This window comes from Aliterella atlantica CENA595, assembly GCF_000952155.1.
Classification (GTDB): Bacteria; Cyanobacteriota; Cyanobacteriia; order Cyanobacteriales; family Chroococcidiopsidaceae; genus Aliterella; species Aliterella atlantica.
In genome coordinates this window covers 258,730-280,000 of the sequence record NZ_JYON01000001.1, presented here as the reverse complement: position 1 = coordinate 280,000, position 21,271 = coordinate 258,730, and the positions used below count along the sequence as shown (strand labels likewise).

Sequence of the window (21,271 nt, the reverse complement as noted above, 5' to 3'; positions counted from 1 at the left end):
CTATATTTATTCAATTTCTGCATAAGTGAAAATTTCTACTAAATATTTAATAGCTGTTATGGCTATGTCTAAACGAGCAAATATATCTGTATTCTTAGTTACTAAATGTAAGTTGTTTTTAAATCAAAGAGGATATTGTTGTTTCCTAACTTAATTTTTCAAATAAAGCTGCTAAAATAACGTTAGAAAATAAAAAACCTTCTGGATCGGTTAATCTCATATATCCATCCTCAACATCTACCCAGCCTTGCTTTTGATAAGGTTGCAAGCACTGCAAAATTCGCCTTAATGTAGGTTCGTCACATATTTGCTGCAACGTCAATAACCTTACGCCTGTTTTGAGACGCAAACCCAACATTAACGTTTCTAGCAATACTTCATCTGCGGGCGTTGGCGGGCAGTCTAACACGCCATTGGCTGCTTGATACTCTGCACACCATTGATCGTATTCTTTGGTCTTGCGGGGTCTTGTATAGCGCTGTCCTTGAACGTAGCTAGTTGCACCCATCCCAAAACCATAATACGGGCGATTTTCCCAGTAGACTCGATTGTGACGGCATTGATATCCATTTTGCGCGTAGTTAGATATTTCATAATGTTCGTAACCAGCTTGCGTCAAAACTTGCTGTGCTTGACGATACATTAAAGCCGTAGTGTCATCAGTTGGTAGAGGTTGAACGCCAGGATTGTAATAACGTCCAAAGGCTGTCACTGGCTCAATAGTAAGATCGTAGATCGAAATATGGTTAGGCGCAATTTCTACTGCCTTGGAAAGCGATTCTTGCCATTGTTCTATGGTTTGATGAGGCAATCCGGAAATCAAATCTAGGCTAAAATTTGGTACTCCTACCTGGCGGATTATCTCTACAGCTTGCCAGATATCGATAACAGAGTGCGATCGCCCGCATAATTGCAATAATTCTTGCTGAAATGCCTGTACGCCCATACTGACCCGATTTACTCCAGCTTGACAATAACCTTGCAACTGGTTGAAATCGAATGTACCTGGATCTATTTCCATTGAAATTTCGGCATCTGCATTGATACCGAAATGTTTGCTTAAAGCTTCTACAATTTGAGTTAATTGACTAGCTGATAGTAAAGAAGGAGTACCGCCACCAAAAAACACAGTTGCTAATGGCTTACCTAAAGCTGGAGTTACAGCAATTTCTTGGCAGATTGTATCAACATAAGTAGCAATGCGATCGCTGTTTTCCCCACGCGAGCGATCGCCCACAACAGCCACCGGAAAATCACAGTAGAAACACCGCCGCCTGCAAAAAGGAATATGCACGTAGGCAGAAGTTGGGGAATTAAGCTTTGTTTCTTCTATCTTTGTAAATAAATCTAATAACACCTTAATTTGCTAAAATTCTGCCTAATTTTACTAACTGAAATTGTGCAATAAATACAGAAATATTTAATAATTAATTTATTTAAGTATTTTTTATTAAAAGTGAAATTTGCTATACAATTTTCAGGTTAAATAGCGCTGAATAAAGGTTTTTACTCTAACTTAAGCTATAACTTTTTCAGAAAATTCTCATATTTATTAGTAGGGTGCGATCGCCGAACAAAGCTGGCTATTACCTGAGAAGAACAAAGATATTATCATAGATCAATATCAATATAGGTTGTTTGATTCCCGACCAAGGAACGGCAACATAATTATTCAAGTGGGTTTAACCAATGCTTGATGCAATCATAGTCCTTTCATTTATCATAGCAGGAGCCGGAATTGGCTTCTACAGTCTAGAATTGCTGCCAATAGCAGTACAAAAAGAAGTAAGCAATGTTGATGCCTTACGCACGATTATCGGCGTATTTGGGGCGATCGTTGGCGGTGCAGTGGGTTTGAGTTTCCAAATTACCTATCATCGTGTGGAAACCAAAGTCCGAGAAATGCCAGTCGATGTATTATTGACACGGGCGATCGGCTTAGTAGTAGGGCTATTAGTTGCCAATTTAATGCTAGCACCCTTATTTTTACTACCCATCCCTGAAGACTTTGCCTTTATTAAGCCATTAGTTGCTATTTTAGGTAGCTTTATCTCTGCCTTTTCGGGAATTAGCCTAGCTGATACTCACGGACGTAGCTTCTTGCGGCTAATTAATCCCCATACCGTAGAAACAATGCTGTTGGCAGAAGGATCGCTAAAACCTTCTCCTACCAAAGTTTTAGACACTAGCTGCATTATCGATGGTAGGATAGAAAACCTGTTAGAAACTGGCTTTTTAGAAGGACAAATTTTAGTGCCGCAATTTGTCTTGCAAGAACTACAGCAGCTAGCTGATGGCGCTAAGGATCTAAAACGAGTACGGGGAAGACGAGGACTAGAAATTCTCAACCGGATTAAAGAAGCTTACCCCGATCGCATTGCGATCAACTCAATGGATTATGAAGATATCACCACAGTAGATGCTAAGTTAGTCAAATTTGCCCAAGAAATTGATGGCACATTGCTAACTAACGACTACAACTTATCCAAAGTCGCTAGCGTGCAGAAAGTACCTGTATTGAATGTGAACGACTTAGTTAATGCCGTACGTCCTAGTTACCTACCAGGCGACAACATCGATATCAAAATTCTCAAAGAAGGCAAAGAACCCAGTCAAGGTATCGGCTACTTAGAAGATGGCACAATGGTTGTAGTAGAAGAAGGCAGCAGTTACGTTGGCGGAGAAGTAAGAGTAGTTGTAACTAGCGCCTTACAGACTTCTGCTGGCAGAATGATATTTGCCAAGCCTCAAGCCTCTGCCTTTGCCTAATATGTCCCGTCCAATTCGAGAAAAATCATGCGATCGGTGCAGTCTAACTGTACCGATTTTGTATCGGGTGAAGTACGAAGAGGAAGGCGATTGGATATTTGTCTGCGACACCTGTTTGCCTGCGGTTAAGGACAATAATCCCTTCTATACTTATGGTGGTACTTGGAAAGCTAAGAAAAAACGATAGCTACCATTACTGTTTAGTTATCTAACCTATAGACATAGTAATAATGACTAGCACCGAAGGCATTTACCGTAATGGGAAAATTGAACTCTCACAGTTGCCAACTAACATCAATGATAAAACACGAGTAATTGTTACTTTTATTGAGTCAAATGATATTGAACTAAGCGCCTATGGAATAGATCGCCTACAAGCTGAATCTTTACGAGCTAATTTAGGCTCGTTCGCAGATGATTGGAATAGTCCAGAAATGAGCATTTACGATAACTATGACTCTATCATGACAGTGACCAGTTAAATCCTCCATATTGTTTGCTGACCTTCGCAAAAGTATAGGGTGAATATAATTCGCTATGTTGCAGACAAAGTCCGCGCAGGAGGACTTGCAAAATTTTGAAACAATTGCTATGAACTTAGAGCTTTTGCAAGAATTATCCTGTTTTATCTGCGTGCATCTGCGCGGCAGGTGCTACAAGTCGGCAAAGCCGCTTTGAGCGTACTGCCTTGTGCATCTGCGTTCCTTAACACAATAAATTTACGAATCTTGCAATATAGTCTTAGACACAATCCGCGTTTTCTTACGATCGCTCTGCGATAGTTCCTCCCCAGCTTGCAGCCTTGTTGCGCTAGTTTGCAATACAGTTGCCGCACTATTATCACCCATTTGCAAAGCTGTTTTTGCTGCTGTTTGCAGCATAGTCGCCGCGCCAGAGCGATCGCCTTGTTGCAATTTTGCTTCTGCCATCTGCGTTTGCCTATACTTAGCTAAAGCCAAAATATGCGTTTGTACTTGGGGATTGGGAGCGCTTTGGTAAACTTTGACAACATTTGCTTCGACTGGAATAACCTCAGATAATAACCCCACTTTATCTTGGGCTGGATCGTCATAGCGAACTTGAAGAGTAGCGATCGCTTGTTTTCCTTCGGGAAGCTTGCCTACGTACATATTTGCCAATACTACCCGATTGGTATCTTTGAGCAAATCGCCTAAGCGTACTGCAAAACGTCCGTCCCTTTCGCGCTGCAATGGCAACTCAATTGTATCGGGTGCAACTTGAGAAATTGGCTTGAGTTCGGCTAACCGCACGTTTGGCTCTAGAGAAAATAGCAAATAGGCGTTAGTTAGTCCTACCGATTGAATCCGACTAAATAGCTGTCCAAACTCTTCTTCTACTCGATCGCTCTGTTGAATGTAAGAAAGTTTACCACCAGCCACATCTGCAATTTTTTCTAAAATATCTTGGTTCCAATAGTCGCCAAATCCCAATGTATTTAACGTTAAATTGTAATCTGCAGCAATTTGAGCGAATTTAAGACAGCGTCCGTCGTCGCCATGTTCGTTTTCGCCATCTGTTAACAAAAAGGCTTGAGAAATTGCTTCTTTTTTCCCCTTACCCAGTTCTTCAATGGCTAGCTTCATTCCTTCATCAATTGCCGTACCGCCATCAGCATTGAGGCGGTTAATTTGGGCTTTGATTTTGTCTGGATCTTCTACTACTTGATTGGGGATTAATACCTTGGCGCGGTGATCGAATACTATAACAGACAAGCGATCGCCATAGGTCAATCTATCTACCAAACGATTAGCAGCTTGTTTGACCGTTTCCATCGGTTGTCCGTTCATTGAGCCGCTATGGTCGAGAATTAAGCATAAATTTAAGGGTACAGCACGACCGTTATTTGCAGAAGTCGCGCCAATAGAAATGGCTAGCTGACGCTGGCTACTTGCTTGATTTGCATCTAAATTGGCATCATTTAAAGCTGGCTGCAATAAAACTTTCATGAAGTAGATTCCTAACTAAAGCTAGAGAAATTATTAGCGAGCAAAACAGCGTTACATCAACGCCATCAAAAGTCATTCATATAGCTACACTATCAATACCCAGGATATCTTAGGTCTTCCCCAGTTGTAGGTTAACAAATAGAGCGATCGCCCTCTGGAAATCCGTACTGCTCGTGAAGTTGCGCGTCGCGTTAGGATGTATTAACAGATAACGGCATTATTTCAGGCATCAGTTGCTATGAACTCACCAGTCAAAGCTGTTCAAGCGCCTTATTACGGCGATTCCTCCTACCGCACACCACCGCCAGATTTACCGTCTTTACTTTTAAAGGAACGGATTGTTTATCTAGGGCTACCTTTGGTATCTCCCGATGAGTATAAGCAGCAACTTGGTGTAGATGTTACCGAGCTAATTATTGCTCAATTGCTCTACTTGCAATACGATGACCCAGAAAAACCTATTTATATTTACATCAACTCTACAGGTACTTCTTGGTATGGCGGCGATGCGATCGGCTTTGAAACCGAAGCTTTTGCCATTTGCGACACGCTAAACTACATCAAGCCACCAGTTCATACTATCTGTATTGGTCAGGCGATGGGTACGGCAGCAATGATTTTATCGGCAGGGACAAAAGGCTTTAGAGCTAGTCTTCCCAACGCTACGATTGTATTGCACCAAGCCCGCCGTCGCGCTCCTTACTCTCAAGCTACAGATATCCAAATCCAAGCTAAAGAAGTTTTGGCAAATAAGGGGGTTATTTTAGATATTCTCTCTAATAATACAGGTCAGCCGAAAGAGAAAATTTCTAAAGATATGGATCGGATGTTCTATATGACTCCTCAACAAGCTCAAGAATATGGCTTAATCGATCGAGTTTTGGCAAGTTCTCGCGATCTTCCTCAACCTGTTGCTCTGCCTCGTTAATTTCTATTTTCATTTACAGGAGAGAATTTTATGCCTATTGGTATTCCTAGAGTTCCCCACCGCTTTCCTGGCGAACCTTTTACACAGTGGATTAATATCTACGAGCGTCTTTCGTTGGAGCGGATTATCTTCTTAAGTGGAGAAGTTAGTGATGGTATGGCAAATTCCATCATTGCGAGATTGCTTTATCTAGATTCTGAAGATCAAAGCAAAGATATTTATATCTACATCAACTCTCCTGGTGGTTCGGTTACAGCAGGTTTGGCAATCTATGACACTATGCGTCATATCAAATCAAATATCGTGACTATTTGCGTTGGTATGGCTGCTTCTATGGGTTCGTTTTTGCTAGCTGCTGGGACTAAGGGCAAACGGCTTGCACTTCCCCACGCTAGGATTATGATCCACCAACCGCTAGGTGGCGCACAAGGTCAAGCGACAGATATCGAAATTGAAGCTAGAGAAATTTTGCGGCTAAGGCATCAACTAAATCAGATGCTTGCCGATCAAACTGGACAAACTCTAGAAAAAATTGAGAAAGATACCGATCGCGATTATTTCATGTCTGCTGAAGAAGCAGTAGCTTATGGTTTAATCGATCGCGTTATCGAACGAGTCTAACTGCTTTAGCCTCCAGCAAGTTAAAATCTTTAGCTACTGGGGGCTATTATTTCATCTATGGACATTGCAGATTGTTACCACTTGTTGGAATTAAAGTCGGGAGCTACGCTAGTTGAAATCAAAGCATCCTACCGCCGCCTAGCAAGGCAATACCACCCTGATATCAATCCTAGCAACGCAGCTAAAGAAAAGTTTATTGCTTTGAGCGATGCTTATAAGTTGTTACTGAGTACAGTTCAACCGTCGCTCGAACGTTCGGTTGAATCTCAGGAAAAAGTAACGCAGTCAGCCAAAACAAAGGTAACGCGCAAAGATCCTTATCCTCAATCGCCGCCGTTATCTGTTGCCGAACAAAAGCTGAAAAACGACTACCATCAACAATTACAGCAGTTGTGGAAGTACAAAAAGTTTGTCAAAGCGATCGCACTTGTCGAAGCATTAGCGCAACGTTTACCTTACGACCTTGAGGTAAAATCGTGGCAGGCGATCGCATATCAGCGTTATGGCAGTCAGTTAGTTGACCAAAGACAGCTAGATAAAGCCCGAATTTTCCTCAAAAAAGCCTTAAATACTGACCCTCACAACCGTCAGTTGTGGTCTGAAGTAGAAAGAGATTTTCGTCGCTTGGAACGCTTGTGGTAGCTTATGTCTGAGTCTTTAATTACTGTCACGCTCAAGCTATTTGCAGCATATCAAGAAGCTTATGGGCGATCCGAGTTAGTGCTGCAACTTCCCGCGCAAACTTCAGTAGCTACAGTCTTAGCACAATTGATTGCCGAACATCCCGAACTGCAAAAATGGCAAAATATCACTCGCTTCGGTGTCAATTTGCAGTTTGTTCCGCCTGAAACTCTACTGCAAGACGGCGACGAGTTAGTTATGATTCCGCCTGTTAGCGGCGGGTAATAACAGTGACCAGTGACCAGTGACCAGTTATTAGTACGCAAATGTTGAACTTTTAACTGATTAGCCAATGGCTGTTGATAAAGCTAAATATAAAGAAAAATATTAATTTTACTTATAAATCGTGGACTTTTATTGTTTCGAGCGCTGAATAATCGTTGTTTTTACTTACCTGCAATAACTATAACTGTTGCTATACAAGACGTTTAGTTAATTAGTTATCATGTTACAAAGCAAACCCGATAAAAAAAGTCGGGTTTGTTTGACGTGCAAAATAGCGCGTGTTAGTATCAAACGAAGTTGACGGACTAAGAGACGGAGAGCAGTTCTAATGACCAGCGCGATCGCACAAACAACAGCCACATTTAGCGCCCTAAAGTGTAAAGAATGCGGCGCAGAATACGAACTAAAAGCTAGCCACGTTTGCGAATTTTGCTTTGGACCATTAGAAGTAACTTATGACTACAATGCTCTGCGTCGCAGCGTCACCCGCGAAAGCATTCAAGCTGGACCAAATTCAATTTGGCGTTACAAAGCATTTTTACCTGTAGCTACCGATAACCCCATTGATGTCGGTACTGGGATGACTCCGCTGGTCAAGGCAAATCGGTTAGCGCGACGCTTGGGATTGAAAAATCTCTACATCAAGAACGATGCCGTCAATATGCCTACTCTGAGCTTCAAAGATAGAGTAGTGTCCGTCGCTCTTACCCGCGCCCGCGAACTAGGATTTACAACTGTCTCTTGCGCTAGTACCGGAAACTTAGCTAATTCTACAGCAGCGATCGCCGCTCATGCTGGTCTAGACTGTTGCGTATTTATTCCTGCTGACTTAGAAGCTGGTAAAGTCCTCGGTACTTTAATCTACGGTCCTACAGTCATGGCAGTAGAAGGTAACTACGACCAAGTTAACCGTCTTTGCTGCGAAGTTGCCAATACATACGGTTGGGGATTTGTCAATATCAATTTGCGTCCTTACTACTCCGAAGGTTCAAAAACTCTCGGTTACGAAGTTGCCGAACAACTAGGCTGGCAATTACCAGACCATATTGTTGCGCCTTTAGCTTCTGGCTCGTTATTTACCAAAATCTACAAAGGTTTCCAAGAATTTGTTCAAGTTGGCTTAGTAGACGAGAAAAAAGTCCGTTTTAGCGGCGCACAAGCAGAAGGTTGTTCGCCGATTGCTCAAGCTTATCGGGAAGATAGAGACTTTATTAAGCCAGTCAAGCCAAGTACAATTGCTAAATCAATTGCGATCGGCAATCCAGCAGACGGCGTATATGCTTTAGATATAGCTCGGAAAACCAACGGTAATATTGAATCAGTCAACGATGCAGAAATTATTGAAGGCATCAAGTTACTAGCAGAAACCGAAGGCATATTTACAGAGACAGCAGGCGGAACGACAGTAGCCGTACTCAAAAAGCTAGTAGAAGCAGGCAAAATCGATCCTGAAGAAACCACAGTAGTATATATTACAGGCAACGGGCTAAAAACCCAGGAAGCCGTACAAGGCTATATCGGCGAACCACTAACGATTGAAGCTAAGTTAGACAGCTTTGAAAGAGCGATCGAAAGAGCGCGTACGCTAGATCGTCTAGACTGGCAGCCAGTGTTGGTTTAGATCCCCCTGTAGTCCCCCTTGTCCCCTAGTAATTACGAATGCGCGAATTACGAATTACGAATTATTAACCCTTGTCTTCCCATCTCCAAATATGTCCGTCAAAGTTCTAATTCCCACTCCCCTGCAAAAATTTACCAACGACCAGCCTACCCTAGAATGTAGTGGTGCGACTATTGCAGAATTAATTGAATCTTTAGAGCAAAGTTGCCCTGGTATCAAAGCCCGTTTGTGTGACGAACAGGGACAGCCACGCAGATTTTTGAACTTATACGTCAATAGCGAAGATATCCGCTTTCTAGAAGGCACAGATACACCGCTAAAAGAAGGTGACGAAGTTAGTATAGTTCCTGCTGTTGCTGGCGGTTGATAACATTAGCTAATCTTGTACTTGTTAAATAGTTGGTGTGGTACGGGTGCATTGATTAATGCACCCTATTTATCTTTTAGGGGGTATGAGATCCCCCTAACCCCCTTGCCAACCGAGCCACACAATCAGACACTAAACTTGAGAGTTGATAGGCAGCCTGGAGGAATTTTAGTGAAGAAAGTATTAGCGATCATTTTAGGCGGCGGTGCGGGTACTCGGCTTTACCCGCTTACTAAGCTACGCGCCAAGCCAGCAGTACCATTAGCAGGCAAATACCGCCTGATTGATATTCCAGTTAGTAATTGTATCAATTCCGAAATATACAAAATCTACGTTCTTACGCAATTCAACTCTGCTTCGCTCAATCGTCATATCGCTCGCGCTTATAGTTTTCCTGGCTTTACAGATGGCTTTGTCGAAGTGCTAGCTGCCCAGCAAACACCAGAAAATCCTAACTGGTTCCAGGGTACAGCCGATGCTGTGCGCCAATATATTTGGTTGCTAGAAGAGTGGGAAGTCGATGAATTTCTCATCTTATCAGGCGATCATTTGTACCGGATGGATTATCGCTTGTTCGTGCAGCGCCACCGCGAGACGCAGGCAGATATTACTCTGTCGGTTGTTCCCATCTCCGAACGCCTAGCATCGAGTTTTGGCTTGATGAAAATTGACGATTCCGGTAGGGTAGTAGACTTTAGCGAAAAGCCCACAGGTGAAGAGCTAAGGCAAATGCAAGTCGATACTACGGTGTTGGGTTTAAGTGCCGAACAAGCCAAGCAGCAGCCATATATTGCCTCAATGGGCATTTATGTTTTCAAAAGAGAAGTTTTGATCAATTTGCTCCGGCAATCGCTAGAACAAACTGATTTTGGTAAAGAGATTATTCCTGCAGCAGCCAAGAATCACAACGTCCAAGCTTACTTGTTTAATGGCTATTGGGAAGATATTGGAACAATAGAAGCTTTTTATGATGCTAACTTGGCACTGACAAAACAACCGCATCCGCCTTTTAGCTTTTACGATGAGCTTGCGCCAATATACAGCCGCGCTCGTTATTTGCCACCGAGCAAACTTTTAGATTGCCAGGTGACAGAATCAATTATCGGTGAAGGCTGTATTTTAAAAAATTGTCGGATTCAGCATTCAGTATTAGGAGTGCGATCGCGTGTAGAATCAGGCTGTATTATTGACGATTCCTTACTCATGGGCGCAGACTTCTACCAGCCCTTTGCAGAAGAGCAATCGCAATGCGAAGGCAATAACGTTCCCTTGGGAATCGGTTCCAACAGTACAATTCGTCGGGCAATTATTGACAAAAATGCTCGTATAGGTTGCGACGTGCAGATTATCAATAAAGATCGAGTAGAAGAAGCTGAAAGAGAAAGTCAAGGTTTCTATATCCGTAGCGGCATCGTTGTAGTGATGAAAAATGCCGTAATTAAGGATGGCACGATTATTTAGTTAAGCTGGGAGATAAGGGGGATTACAGGGGGATTCCCGCTCTCCCACTCCTCAAACAACTCAAAAATACTAGGAGTTGCTGCCTTAAAGATTAGAATAGCCTTCAATCTGCACTCCTGAATGCAGGTTTCGACGCTTGTTTGGCATATTCTTCTGTCAATCCTGCATAGTCTTCATAGTTAGGTAGTGTCTCGAAGCTATGAATGGCAGGAGTCTTCGCCCAGGGTAGCTTTTCTTGCGTCCAAGTTTCGATAAAAGGCGCGAACCATGATGCATCATCTAGCATTGTCGGACGCAGATTGACGAATTCCTCAATTCCTTCCAGTCGAGTAAACATCCAACTGTTGCAATATGGGCAGAAGTAATGTCGCGCTGCGCCGTGTAAGCCACCAATAGTCGGCTCGCCTTTGAGGATTGAAAATCCAACACTGGGGATGGCAATGCTCAAAGAAAAAGCGCTAGCGGTCATCCGCTGGCAGCCCGTACAGTGGCAAGCCATTGTCAGTAGAGGCGGGACACTCACCTTAAACCGTACTTGTCCGCAACGACATCCGCCTTCCCAGGGTAAATTCCAGTCGTCCATAATACCCGTTCTTGTTCTTTATTTGTAATACTGCACGGTTGTTCAGAACTATTCAAGGTTTAAGCGCATTCGGTGGCTTGCGATCGCGCAAGGTTCAAACTTCCTACCCAGTAACGATCTCCACCGTATCGCCACGTCGAATCGTACCGCCCTGCAAAACGTTGGCATAGATACCGATATGACCGTCATTGTGCTTGACTGCGGTGTGGAGAATTTCGAGATCTTTGGGTAGTTCTCCCTGGGGCATGGTAGTCATGACGCAGCGCGGACAAGGTTCAGTAATTTTCAGTCGTACATCGTTGCCAATTGCTAAGGTCTTGCCTACCCAGTTATTCTCTACAAATCCAGTTGCATTATTAGCAGGCTGAATTACTAAATTGGGGCGAAACCGCCGAGTTTCAAACCGCGATGTGGGAGTGAGTGACTGCAATTGATTGAGTGTCGCTGTTGTCAGCAAATGCACAGTAGCCGCATCAAAGAAAGTGCTAGGTCGAATGTCTGCGTTTGTTTCGGCATCGGCATCTGGTAAGCCTTCAATGTCTGGCGCGTACATTTCAATGCTGGGATTTTCAGGTGCGGCGGTTTCTAGCTTCACTTTACGCCCAAATGTCGTAGAGAGAATTCGATCTACATCTGCCGTATCACCCATAACGACTTCTCCATCTGGCAGGGTAATTTTTACCTGCAAAGGTGAATTGAGCGCAGCGCGACAGTCGAATAAAATGCCCCATTTGCGCGGCAGTTTAGCACTGATAATTTTGCCAGTCTCAGCATCCACCAGCGCGTAAGCGCGATCGCCTAACAAGCCACTGTCTGTAACCTCACTAGCATTAAGTTCTTCGCCCATCATTGACTTTACCGGATAGCGCCACAGCGAAACGATTGAGCCAACTACTGATTCATCTGCCATAACCAAGCCCCTAATATTTGTTATAGAATGTCACCCGACTTTTGGTTGAATCTTCAAGTGCCACGGGATTTATACTACGCACAGAAGAAAGAAACTGCTGAGATATAAAAAATTGAGCCGCTAAAACAGTAAAAGGTGACAAAGTTATTTATAACCCAAAACTAATATATGATTGTTCCTACAGATATATTTTGCTTAACTGGAGTGCCAGAGTAAGATCGCTATGTATGGGCGCTTGGTAGGGCTGGGGCGATGCAAACTTTAGATTATTCTTCATCAGAACAGCAATTGGAATTTCACCAGTTGCAGGATGTTTTGCGCGATCGCTGGCATAGTGTAGAAGTGTTCGATCGCAGCGATGGCGATATTTTGGTCATACCATCTCTCAGCGTCAATCAGCAGGAATTGCAGAAAATAGAGGGAGTTCACCATTACGAAGAACGCTTGCTGTTTTCCTTAATTCGCCTGCAAAATCCACGCACGCGGTTAATATACGTTACTTCCCAGCCGTTGCACCCTAGCGTGATCGATTACTATTTGCAATTGCTGCCAGGTATTCCATTTTCCCACGCCCGCGATCGCTTGCTACTGCTTTCTACTTACGATTCTTCCCAAAAACCACTGACGCAGAAAATTTTAGAACGTCCCCGATTGATTGCTCGCATTCGGCAAGCATTGCGAGCGGATAAATCTTTTATGATTTGCTATAACTCCTCAGATTGGGAGCGAGATTTATCCGTACAGTTGGGAGTACCCTTATATGCAGCAGATCCAGCATTGCAAATTTGGGGAACAAAAAGCGGTAGTCGGCAAATTTTCGCTCAAGCTGGTATTCCTTATCCTGATGGTAGCGATGAAAGTTTGTGGAGTGTAGAAGAATTAGCAACAGCCGCAGCCCAATTATGGGAACGTCAGCCGCAGCTAAAACGCATGGTAGTTAAACTCAATGAAGGCATTTCTGGTGAAGCAAATGCGCTGTTGGATCTAAAACCGATTGCAGATTTTGCCCCAAAATCGGCATCTCATGCTGATAGAGTAGCAGCATTGAGCAAGCAATTTGCCCAATTACGCTTTCAAGCTAAATCAGAGAACTGGGATAATTTTTCTAAGCGGATTCCCGAAATTGGGGCGATTGTAGAGGAATTTATTGATGGAGAAGAAAAGCGCTCGCCCAGCGTCCAAGGTAGAATTACTCCTAGCGGCGAAGTCGAAATCTTATCTACCCACGATCAAATATTAGGTGGACCTGACGGACAAATCTATCTTGGCTGTCGTTTTCCTGCTGACGAAACTTACCGTTTGCGGATACAAGACTTGGGCATTAAGGTTGGCAGAATACTGTCAGAAAAAGGAGCATTGGAGCGTTTTGGCGTAGATTTTCTGGCTGTGCGTCAACCTAATGCTGATGGTGTTGATACGTGGGATATTCAAGCAATTGAAATAAATCTGCGTAAAGGTGGTACTACGCACCCATTTATGTCATTAAAACTGCTCACTAATGGACGCTACGACCTTTCTACTGGGCTATTTTACAGCCAACAAGGACGGGCAAAATACTACACAGCTACCGATAACCTGCAAAAACCACGCTATCAAGGCTTGTTACCTAACGATTTGATGGATATTATTGCCAGCCACAGGCTGCATTTTGATTCGGGTACGGAGACTGGAACAATTTTTCACCTGATGGGTTGTTTGTCTGAATTTGGCAAGCTGGGATTAACGAGTATTGGTGATTCTCCTCAACAGGCGCAGGAAATTTATCACAAAGTTGTGAAAGTGTTAGACGACGAGACACGCACGATTATCGATCCTGAATTAACAACGTTGAATCACAATTTTGCGTAATGGTTGGGGCGCAATGCATTGCGAAGGCGAGAGAGTTGGGGGTGGAATCCTTCCTCCCCCAATCTCTCGTATCTTTTGGGAAGAAGGATTCTCCCCAAAAATGCCGCCCCCTACTTATAAAATCGGATGATGAACTGTAACTAATTTTGTACCGTCGGGGAAGGTAGCTTCTACTTGTACCTCGGCAATCATTTCTGGTACGCCTTCCATAACATCATCTCGCGTTAGTAAGGTTGTACCGTAACTCATTAAATCTGCTACTGTGCGCCCGTCTCTTGCACCTTCCAAAATTGCCGCTGATAGATAAGCGACAGCTTCAGGGTAGTTGAGTTTTAAGCCTCTATTCTTACGTCTTTCTGCTACCAAAGCAGCAGTGAAAATTAGTAGTTTGTCTTTTTCTTGCGGCGACAGTTGCATTCAAGGATTCCTTCAAAGTTGCCAAACTCGCGGCAGACAAACAGGGCGTTCTAAATAAGACGAACGTATTAGCTGCCACACATTTGTAAACCAGTGTCTCACTTCCGTTGTCGAAGATCCACGATATCGACATAATAAACCAGTAGGAAGACGAGTTACACCTGTTAGAGAGTGGCAATTAGTTGGCTGCCACAGGTTTCTCGCTTGTTCTACAATTTCCTTTGTTACTGGTTGTCCTATCCATGCGAAACTACCGACAATTGGCTGCCCATTTAAACCGTGATGACTATTAATAATTGTTTCTGTTGCTGGTAGCCATTGCCTGTCAATCCACAAAGGTTTACCTTGCTGCCAAACTTCAGTATGTGACTTCCATTCTCCTTCCAAAAATCTTTCTCCCCTAGCTGTACGCCCAAAGCGAGTAATTTCCCACCCCAGCCAGCTTGCGCCTGGGGCTAATTCTACTCGTAAGTCTTGGCGATATATTGCCCCGTTAAATACGATTGTTTCTTGCGGCAACCACTCTAAACAAGCATTGGCATCTACTTGTATTTGTACGTTTTGACTCGCGCTGCTGCCATTACTGCGATAAATTTTACTTGCTGCTGCTGTGGTAATTAAGGCTTGAGATTGGGGTTGGAGATGGAAAGAAAGCGTATTGCGATCGCCCCCAACAATTCCCCCCGCGGTATGTAATACTACGCTATGACAAACCCCGTCTTCTGGGTAAAATGGGCGTTGCACCTTTAAGGGCGCTTTTACTTGAGCGTGAATTACTTGGGTTTTCCCTTGATGCTGGGCATAAACTAGGTTGAGGCTGCCATGCCAGTTATTAGATTGTGCCGCAATTTTCTCCATATTTAAGGGCGATACTTCTCGATTTGCACGACAATTGATTTAGTTTGCAATAAATCAGATTTTCTCTATTTGTCACCATCTGATTTGTTGCAAATTTTCAACCTCGTGGAAGTGGGCATCGCGTGTAACTAGCGTGAGATTATGCTGAAGTGCAATAGCAGCAATCCATATATCATTTTCGGGTAAAGGTCGCCCTTTCAAACGAAGCTTATTTTTAACGTTTCCATAGTGATGAGCAGTTTCTACATCACATTTAAGCACCGTAATATTTGCTACAAACTCTCCAATCCGCTGCAAGTTTTCATTTGAGCGTGCAGATTTCATTGCACCATAGCACGATTCACCAACCGTAATGCTAGAAATAAATACCTTACTAGCACCTGCAAAACTGGTTTTAACCTCTACCTCATCCGCAAAAAGTGCAATAACAATATTCGTATCTATTAAGTAACTACCACTCATTGATATCGACTTGTTCGCAGTCTTGGTTAACAGCTTCGCTCATCACTTTCAAATCGTCTAGTGGGATAGTACCTGCAAAACGTAGTAGTTGAGAACCTGGAACACCTTGCTTTTTAGTTGAATCTGCTAAATTTTGAGTAAATTCAAGCACTTGTTGCTGCAAGTTTGGCGGCATAACTTTCAATCGCTCATATACTTCGTCAATAATAGATGAATTCATTTTGCTTGCTCCTGATTAGGTTAGATATATTCTAGTTGCCATACCTCTGCTGAATAATTACTGACTGGCAATTCTTTATCTAAGAAGATGCAAGCCTCTTGGAAATAATGTTAAGTTTTATATACTAAGCTTTCATTATTTATCCATGTCAAATAGTTCCGTTGCTAGTAAATCTCGTATAGTTGTAATTGGAGCCGGAATAGGTGGTCTAACGGCTGGGGCATTACTAGCACATCGCGGCTATGAAGTTTTGATTTTAGACCAAGCTTTAGTTCCTGGCGGCTGCGCTTCTACTTTTAAACGCCAAGGATTTACTTTTGATGTGGGTGCTACTCAAGTAGCAGGCTTAGAACCTGGTGGAATTCATCACCGCATATTCTCAGAATTAGAGATAGATTTACCATCCGCTACACCCTGCGATCCGGCTTGTGCGGTATATTTACCAGGAGAAAGTACGCCGATTAATGTCTGGCGCGATCGCACTAAATGGCATGAGGAAAGGTTAAAGCAATTTCCTGGTAGCGCAGACTTTTGGAAATTGTTAGACGATTTATTCGGTGCTAGTTGGGAGTTCCAAGGACGCGATCCGGTATTACCTCCGCGCAATTTGTGGGATCTGTGGCAGCTAACTAAGGCTGTACGCCCTGGAACTTTGATTACCTTACCCTACACCTTTTTGACGGTAGGAGACGCGCTGCGAGGCTGTGGATTAGAGCAAGATCGCCGTTTGCGGACTTTCCTTGACTTGCAACTCAAGCTTTATTCCCAAGTAGATGCAGAAGAGACAGCTTTACTATATGCAGCTACAGCTTTGAATGTGTCGCAATTACCTCAAGGATTGTTTCACTTGCAAGGAAGTATGCAGGTATTAAGCGATCGCTTAGTCGCAGCTTTAGAAAGAGATGGCGGTAAACTGTTGATGCGCCATACAGTTGAAAGCATCCAGGTAGACAAAGGTAAAGTAACAGGCGTAGTCATCCGCAACCAAAAGACAGGCGAAGTATGGACGCAAACGTGCGATCGCATTGTTGCTAATGTCACCGTCCAAAATTTAGTCCAATTATTAGGTGAAAATGCACCTGGTGGTTATAAACATAGAGTAGACAAACTCCCGCAAGCTTCAGGCGCTTTTGTAGTGTATTTGGGTGTAAAACAAGAGGCAATTCCGGCTAATTGTCCGCCACATTTGCAATTTCTCTACGACGCTGAGGGACCAATTGGCGAGAATAATTCGTTATTTGTCTCTGTCAGCCATCCAGGCGATGGACGCGCCCCTAATGGATTGGCGACGATTATTGCTTCTTCATTTGTCGATCCTAATCCTTGGTGGCGAGGCGATTATGCAGCAATGAAGCAAGAATTTACTGAAAAAGCGATCGCTCAATTGGGTCAATTTTTCTACCTAACACCAGAGACAATTAAGTATCAAGAAGCTGCAACTCCCCGCACTTTTGCCCACTATACAGCCCGTGATTTGGGTATTGTTGGCGGGATTGGGCAAAGGATACCTACTTTTGGTCCTTTTGGCTTTGCTAACCGCACGCCAATTAAGGATTTGTGGCTAGTTGGCGATTCAACTCATCCTGGTGAAGGAACGGCGGGCGTTAGTTATTCAGCTTTGACAGTAGTTAGACAAATTGAAGCCGAGCGCTAGTTGCTTACGTAGAGTTGCTAGTAATATTAGTTACTTGGCAGGCTAATATCTGGTGAGAGCGATCGCACTAACTACAAATAAAACTATATGGCAAAGCTACCAGCAGAGACAGTAACAATTATTTTTGACTTGCAAAAGCAATTATTAGATCGTATTGATGAAGCAACAGAAGCAACTATTTTTGAGCGGTTTGGGGAAATAGAAGAAACAATGCCTGAACTGGCACAATTGCAGAATATTAGAGAGAGGGCAACATCGTCTTACTCTCGACTTTATAATCTACTATTGAGAGTGTATGAGTCTCAACCATTGCCTACTTCTGCTATTTTAAAGTTGTTGGAAAGCTCAATCGAGCAAGCAGATGCTACTGATGCTGCGGCTAAAGCAAGCGTCGAAGAAACAAAGAGAAATTGGAATTTGTCATGAACCAATCTAGAATTCCCGATCCAGAAACAAGAAGACGATCTGTTGAGAGAATGCGTGAGGTCTGTCGTCAATTTGACATCCTTAATTTGATGTTAGATGAAACGATCGCCCTAGCAGAAGCAGACATCCGTAATAGTCCTTTGAATGCTTACCGCTTGGGCAAAATCAAGTCACCTGCACCAGAAAATAGTCAAGTAGATGCCTAGTATTACTTGACAAACTTCCACTCTAATAGTTTTATCGGTGCATTTTGCAGTGCTTCTGTAAGTTCGGCGCTATCTTTGAATTGCACTTGGTCTAAATAACACGCTTCAACTGAGACTATAAATTTGTCTTGCTTAAAACACCAAGGTTGCACAGTTACAGAACCGTCGCTAGTTTCCATGATGTCGTAGCGCTTCCCATCAGGTCCTTTGCTGATTTCTAACGCTCTTTGTCCGGCTGGTAATTCGCGGTTGCAGAGAATCAGGGACAAGCGATCGCACCATTGAAAAAATGCATAAGCTTTTTCAGCTTCTTCTTTAGAGACCCCCAACTCTTTACGCCATTTTTCTTGATTTTTGAGTTGTTCGTCTAAAAAGCTATCTAATTCTGGCGATTCTCCGCGTTTACCTTCATTAAGGAAGCTATTATGCATCGAAATTAACATTGCTACCCACCGTCCTCGGTAGCGGGAATTTGTAGTCTGTTCTTTGAGCTTTTTGAGGTCGGTTTCTTTGTCCAGGGTAAAATCTAAGGGAGTGCCAGCAGGTGTAATATTTTTGCCTTCCCACTCGCGTTCTAAGTCGTCATGATGGGAAATTGCTGCAACTGTTTCAATTATGCGTTCAGGGCGGTCTTTACTATGCCAATGTCCTGCTAGTTCCGCAGCTAGCAATGCATGGGCGCGATGGTAAATGATTTCCCATCCTTTCTCGTGTTGGTTGGCAATCACAGCTTTTATCTTTCTAGTTTTCTTTTGTTATCATCGCTGCGATCGCGCGGGTTTTGCTTCTTCCTGAATAAGGATTGACAAGAATTTAGCGATAAATCTGAGGATGCTACTGCTACAAACAAGCAGAGGACGTTTAAAATTTTGCTAGTCCAATACTTGTATTAGTTCGATGAAGATTCGCTCTGCACAGTTAGAGGATATAGAAACGCTATTTAATATTAGAGTTAGCGTTGAGGAAAATCATTTATCGCGTGAAGAGTTGGCGGCTTTAGGAGTTACACCAAAAACAGTTGCCAGAATGCTGCAAACTAATTGTCATGCATGGTTAGCTGAAATTGATTCTCAAGCGATCGCGTTTATAATGGCAAATGCCCAAGAAGGTTCTATATTTGTTATTGCTGTTTTGCCAGCATTTGCAGGGCGTGGAGTTGGTCGAGCTTTAATGGCAAAAGCAGAGGAATGGTTGCGATCGCAAGGCTTTGCAGAAATTTGGTTATTAACTGCCAATGACCCTAAGTTGAGAGCTTACGGCTTTTATCAGCATCTTGGTTGGATCGCTGACGAATCTCAACCTGACGAGCTAATCAAATTTACCAAGCGCCAGAGTTAAAAGTTTGGCGTTAAACAATGCAAGGTTTATGCGATCGCATCTATAGTAACCAAATTAACCAGCGTAGATGCGATCGCCTCTATAGGTAACACCAAATCTACTTTTCCTGTGGCAATTGCCGCTTTTGGCATATGGAAAAACTCAGATGTCGATTCATCCTGAGCGATCGCTATACCCCCATGCTTTTTGATACATAGCACGCCTAAAGCACCGTCAGAGTTGCTACCTGTAAGCACAACAGCGATCGCTCGTGACTTGTAAATGCTGGCTATCGAAATAAACAGTTTATCGGCAGCAGGACGAACAAAGTTCATCTTTGGTGTATTTGAAAGTAGTAGCGTGCCATTAGGTTGAACCACCAGGTGATGAGCAGGAACCGCAACGTAGACTATGCCTGGACGCAGAACATCTCCGGTTGCGGCTGGTTTGACTTGCAACGCTGTGTGCTTGCTGAAAATTTCAGCAAGACGGCTAGAGTAGTTGGGGCTGAGATGCTGGACAACTAAAATAGCTGCGGGAAAATTGGCAGGCAATGCAGACAAAATAGTTTTAATTGCCTCAATCCCGCCTACAGATGCCGCTAAGGCAACGACATTGAACGCGATATTTGGAAAGTGAGAGAAAATGCGATGTTGCCCAATTGCGATCGCGCAGTTCATAGGGGTTCAATTCAATTGAGATTTGAAAATGGACTGTGGCGTACAATCACCTCTGTCAATATTGTACGCTAGAGTACAATGTTTGTTTACAATTATGTTCCCCTTGCGCTAGAGATTCTTCCCTCATGTTCTGGATTATCTTGCTAGCTATGAGCGATCTAATTAAATAGCGAGGATTTGTGTCCCAGAACTTCTCAAATTCTGTAACAAATCGGCTTCTAGCTAGCTTGCCACTAGAAGAATACGAACGGCTTAAACCCTATTTAGAATTGGTTGACCTCCGCCTCAAACTAGAGCTTTATCAGCCAAACGTGCCGATCGAGTTTGTTTATTTTCCGTTAGTAGGAGTTTGCTCGCTGCTGTCGCTGACATCAAAAGGTGAACTGATAGAAGTAGCAACCATAGGCAATGAAGGTATGGTTGGGCTGCCAGTATTTCTGGGAGCAAACCAAATTCCAGGGATAGCAATAGTTCAAGTTCCAGGAGAAGCTTTGAGAATGCGGGCAGAGGATTTGCAAACTCAAGTTACCCCTGGTACAGTTTTGTACGAGCTACTGCACCGCTACACGCAAGCATTATTTAATTTAATTGCTCAATCAGCACTGTGTAACCGCGTACATTCAATCGAGCAACGTTGCTGCCGTTGGCTGCTTTTGACTCACGATCGCGTAGGAGGCGATGAATTTCCTTTAACCCATGAGTTTTTGTCCCAAATGTTAGGAGTGCGGCGAGCAGGTGTAAGTGAGGTAGCTTCTAGGTTACAAAACGCTGGCTTTATGTCCTACCGTTATGGCAAGATAGTCATTCTAGATCGCAACGGCTTAGAAGCAACAAGCTGTGAGTGTTACGAAACGATCAAAGCGGAGTTCGAGCGCTTGATTGGCGGCAACAATTATGGTTTAAAATAACTTTTTTAAATAAGTTTTAAAATACAAGCAATTGGCTCTTGTTTACCTTAATCGCGCCAATATATCGGCGTTTTTGGCTGCTGCAATGAATTTGAATAAAATAGATAAAAATATTAGGTGTTAGGTTTTGAACTATCTTACC

26 protein-coding genes are annotated in these 21,271 nt (G+C 43.2%); 16 read left to right on the top strand and 10 right to left on the bottom strand.

What is annotated here, in order from left to right:
* Positions 1-145: 145 nt before the first annotated feature.
* Positions 146-1,357 (bottom strand): radical SAM family heme chaperone HemW, encoded by a 1,212-nt coding sequence (gene hemW, locus UH38_RS01310; RefSeq protein WP_235354994.1) that lies wholly within the window; start codon positions 1,355-1,357, stop codon positions 146-148.
* 332 nt (positions 1,358-1,689) lie between these two features.
* Between hemW and UH38_RS01305 the strand changes: the two genes are divergently transcribed.
* The 3 genes from UH38_RS01305 to UH38_RS01300 are packed head-to-tail and all read left to right on the top strand — an operon-like array spanning position 1,690 to position 3,251.
* Positions 1,690-2,769, top strand: a complete 1,080-nt coding sequence (locus UH38_RS01305; RefSeq protein ID WP_045052788.1) for a PIN/TRAM domain-containing protein — start codon at positions 1,690-1,692, stop codon at positions 2,767-2,769.
* 1 nt (position 2,770) lies between these two features.
* Positions 2,771-2,956, top strand: coding sequence for a hypothetical protein (locus tag UH38_RS25225; protein WP_072044865.1), 186 nt, complete (start codon positions 2,771-2,773; stop codon positions 2,954-2,956).
* 43 nt (positions 2,957-2,999) lie between these two features.
* Entirely contained in the window at positions 3,000-3,251 is a 252-nt protein-coding gene (locus tag UH38_RS01300; protein ID WP_200892231.1) for a hypothetical protein, read from the top strand.
* 237 nt (positions 3,252-3,488) lie between these two features.
* On the opposite strand, the gene UH38_RS01295 is transcribed toward UH38_RS01300, so the two are convergent.
* Positions 3,489-4,736: a vWA domain-containing protein gene (locus UH38_RS01295; RefSeq protein ID WP_045052786.1), complete on the bottom strand. Its 1,248-nt coding sequence runs from the start codon at positions 4,734-4,736 to the stop codon at positions 3,489-3,491.
* 238 nt (positions 4,737-4,974) lie between these two features.
* Between UH38_RS01295 and UH38_RS01290 the strand changes: the two genes are divergently transcribed.
* From UH38_RS01290 to UH38_RS01260, 7 genes are all read left to right on the top strand, one after another.
* Positions 4,975-5,664 (top strand): ATP-dependent Clp protease proteolytic subunit, encoded by a 690-nt coding sequence (locus UH38_RS01290; protein WP_045052785.1) that lies wholly within the window; start codon positions 4,975-4,977, stop codon positions 5,662-5,664.
* Between the two features lie 30 nt (positions 5,665-5,694).
* Positions 5,695-6,285 (top strand): ATP-dependent Clp protease proteolytic subunit, encoded by a 591-nt coding sequence (locus tag UH38_RS01285; RefSeq protein WP_045052784.1) that lies wholly within the window; start codon positions 5,695-5,697, stop codon positions 6,283-6,285.
* Between the two features lie 57 nt (positions 6,286-6,342).
* A complete protein-coding gene (locus tag UH38_RS01280; protein WP_045052783.1) occupies positions 6,343-6,927 on the top strand; it encodes a J domain-containing protein in 585 nt (194 codons plus the stop codon).
* Between the two features lie 3 nt (positions 6,928-6,930).
* Positions 6,931-7,191, top strand: coding sequence for a MoaD/ThiS family protein (locus UH38_RS01275; RefSeq protein WP_045052782.1), 261 nt, complete (start codon positions 6,931-6,933; stop codon positions 7,189-7,191).
* Between the two features lie 328 nt (positions 7,192-7,519).
* Positions 7,520-8,812 (top strand): threonine synthase, encoded by a 1,293-nt coding sequence (thrC, locus tag UH38_RS01270; RefSeq protein ID WP_045052781.1) that lies wholly within the window; start codon positions 7,520-7,522, stop codon positions 8,810-8,812.
* A gap of 91 nt (positions 8,813-8,903) precedes the next feature.
* Positions 8,904-9,179 carry a MoaD/ThiS family protein gene (locus tag UH38_RS01265; RefSeq protein WP_045052780.1) on the top strand — a complete coding sequence of 92 codons (276 nt, stop codon included), beginning with the start codon at positions 8,904-8,906 and terminating at the stop codon, positions 9,177-9,179.
* 171 nt (positions 9,180-9,350) lie between these two features.
* On the top strand, positions 9,351-10,640 hold the full coding sequence (locus tag UH38_RS01260; RefSeq protein ID WP_045053034.1) for a glucose-1-phosphate adenylyltransferase: 1,290 nt from the start codon (positions 9,351-9,353) through the stop codon (positions 10,638-10,640).
* 103 nt (positions 10,641-10,743) lie between these two features.
* Here the strand turns inward: UH38_RS01260 and UH38_RS01255 are convergent, their stop codons facing one another.
* The gene (locus tag UH38_RS01255) at positions 10,744-11,223 is read right to left on the bottom strand and encodes a GFA family protein (RefSeq protein WP_045052779.1); all 480 of its coding nucleotides are present in this window, start codon (positions 11,221-11,223) and stop codon (positions 10,744-10,746) included.
* Positions 11,224-11,326: 103 nt separating this feature from the next.
* Entirely contained in the window at positions 11,327-12,133 is an 807-nt protein-coding gene (locus UH38_RS01250) for an MOSC domain-containing protein (protein ID WP_045052778.1), read from the bottom strand.
* A gap of 252 nt (positions 12,134-12,385) precedes the next feature.
* Between UH38_RS01250 and UH38_RS01245 the strand changes: the two genes are divergently transcribed.
* Positions 12,386-13,981: a peptide ligase PGM1-related protein gene (locus UH38_RS01245; protein WP_045052777.1), complete on the top strand. Its 1,596-nt coding sequence runs from the start codon at positions 12,386-12,388 to the stop codon at positions 13,979-13,981.
* Between the two features lie 114 nt (positions 13,982-14,095).
* Here UH38_RS01245 and UH38_RS01240 read toward each other — a convergent pair whose 3' ends face one another.
* The 4 genes from UH38_RS01240 to UH38_RS01225 all read right to left on the bottom strand — a co-directional run bounded on the left by UH38_RS01240 (position 14,096) and on the right by UH38_RS01225 (position 15,938).
* Positions 14,096-14,398, bottom strand: a complete 303-nt coding sequence (locus tag UH38_RS01240) for an urease subunit gamma (RefSeq protein WP_045052776.1) — start codon at positions 14,396-14,398, stop codon at positions 14,096-14,098.
* A 12-nt stretch (positions 14,399-14,410) separates the two neighbouring features.
* On the bottom strand, positions 14,411-15,256 hold the full coding sequence (locus UH38_RS01235; RefSeq protein ID WP_045052775.1) for an urease accessory protein UreD: 846 nt from the start codon (positions 15,254-15,256) through the stop codon (positions 14,411-14,413).
* A 72-nt stretch (positions 15,257-15,328) separates the two neighbouring features.
* The gene (locus UH38_RS01230; protein ID WP_045052774.1) at positions 15,329-15,718 is read right to left on the bottom strand and encodes a type II toxin-antitoxin system VapC family toxin; all 390 of its coding nucleotides are present in this window, start codon (positions 15,716-15,718) and stop codon (positions 15,329-15,331) included.
* Positions 15,708-15,938 carry a hypothetical protein gene (locus UH38_RS01225; RefSeq protein WP_045052773.1) on the bottom strand — a complete coding sequence of 77 codons (231 nt, stop codon included), beginning with the start codon at positions 15,936-15,938 and terminating at the stop codon, positions 15,708-15,710. Before UH38_RS01225 ends, UH38_RS01230 begins: the two co-directional genes overlap by 11 nt.
* Positions 15,939-16,083: 145 nt before the next feature.
* Between UH38_RS01225 and crtD the strand changes: the two genes are divergently transcribed.
* From crtD to UH38_RS01210, 3 genes are all read left to right on the top strand, one after another.
* A complete protein-coding gene (crtD, locus tag UH38_RS01220; RefSeq protein WP_045052772.1) occupies positions 16,084-17,592 on the top strand; it encodes a C-3',4' desaturase CrtD in 1,509 nt (502 codons plus the stop codon).
* An 87-nt stretch (positions 17,593-17,679) separates the two neighbouring features.
* A complete protein-coding gene (locus tag UH38_RS01215; protein WP_045052771.1) occupies positions 17,680-18,018 on the top strand; it encodes a hypothetical protein in 339 nt (112 codons plus the stop codon).
* Entirely contained in the window at positions 18,015-18,224 is a 210-nt protein-coding gene (locus UH38_RS01210; protein WP_045052770.1) for a hypothetical protein, read from the top strand. Before UH38_RS01215 ends, UH38_RS01210 begins: the two co-directional genes overlap by 4 nt.
* Before the next feature lie 2 nt (positions 18,225-18,226).
* Here the strand turns inward: UH38_RS01210 and UH38_RS01205 are convergent, their stop codons facing one another.
* Positions 18,227-18,952: a DUF3891 family protein gene (locus UH38_RS01205; RefSeq protein ID WP_045052769.1), complete on the bottom strand. Its 726-nt coding sequence runs from the start codon at positions 18,950-18,952 to the stop codon at positions 18,227-18,229.
* A gap of 169 nt (positions 18,953-19,121) precedes the next feature.
* Here UH38_RS01205 and UH38_RS01200 point away from each other — a divergent pair, with 169 nt between their 5' ends.
* Positions 19,122-19,562 carry a GNAT family N-acetyltransferase gene (locus UH38_RS01200; RefSeq protein ID WP_045052768.1) on the top strand — a complete coding sequence of 147 codons (441 nt, stop codon included), beginning with the start codon at positions 19,122-19,124 and terminating at the stop codon, positions 19,560-19,562.
* 26 nt (positions 19,563-19,588) lie between these two features.
* Here the strand turns inward: UH38_RS01200 and UH38_RS01195 are convergent, their stop codons facing one another.
* The gene (locus tag UH38_RS01195) at positions 19,589-20,221 is read right to left on the bottom strand and encodes a chemotaxis protein CheB (RefSeq protein WP_045052767.1); all 633 of its coding nucleotides are present in this window, start codon (positions 20,219-20,221) and stop codon (positions 19,589-19,591) included.
* A gap of 179 nt (positions 20,222-20,400) precedes the next feature.
* Here UH38_RS01195 and UH38_RS01190 point away from each other — a divergent pair, with 179 nt between their 5' ends.
* Positions 20,401-21,129 carry a Crp/Fnr family transcriptional regulator gene (locus UH38_RS01190; protein WP_045052766.1) on the top strand — a complete coding sequence of 243 codons (729 nt, stop codon included), beginning with the start codon at positions 20,401-20,403 and terminating at the stop codon, positions 21,127-21,129.
* Positions 21,130-21,271: the final 142 nt, after the last annotated feature.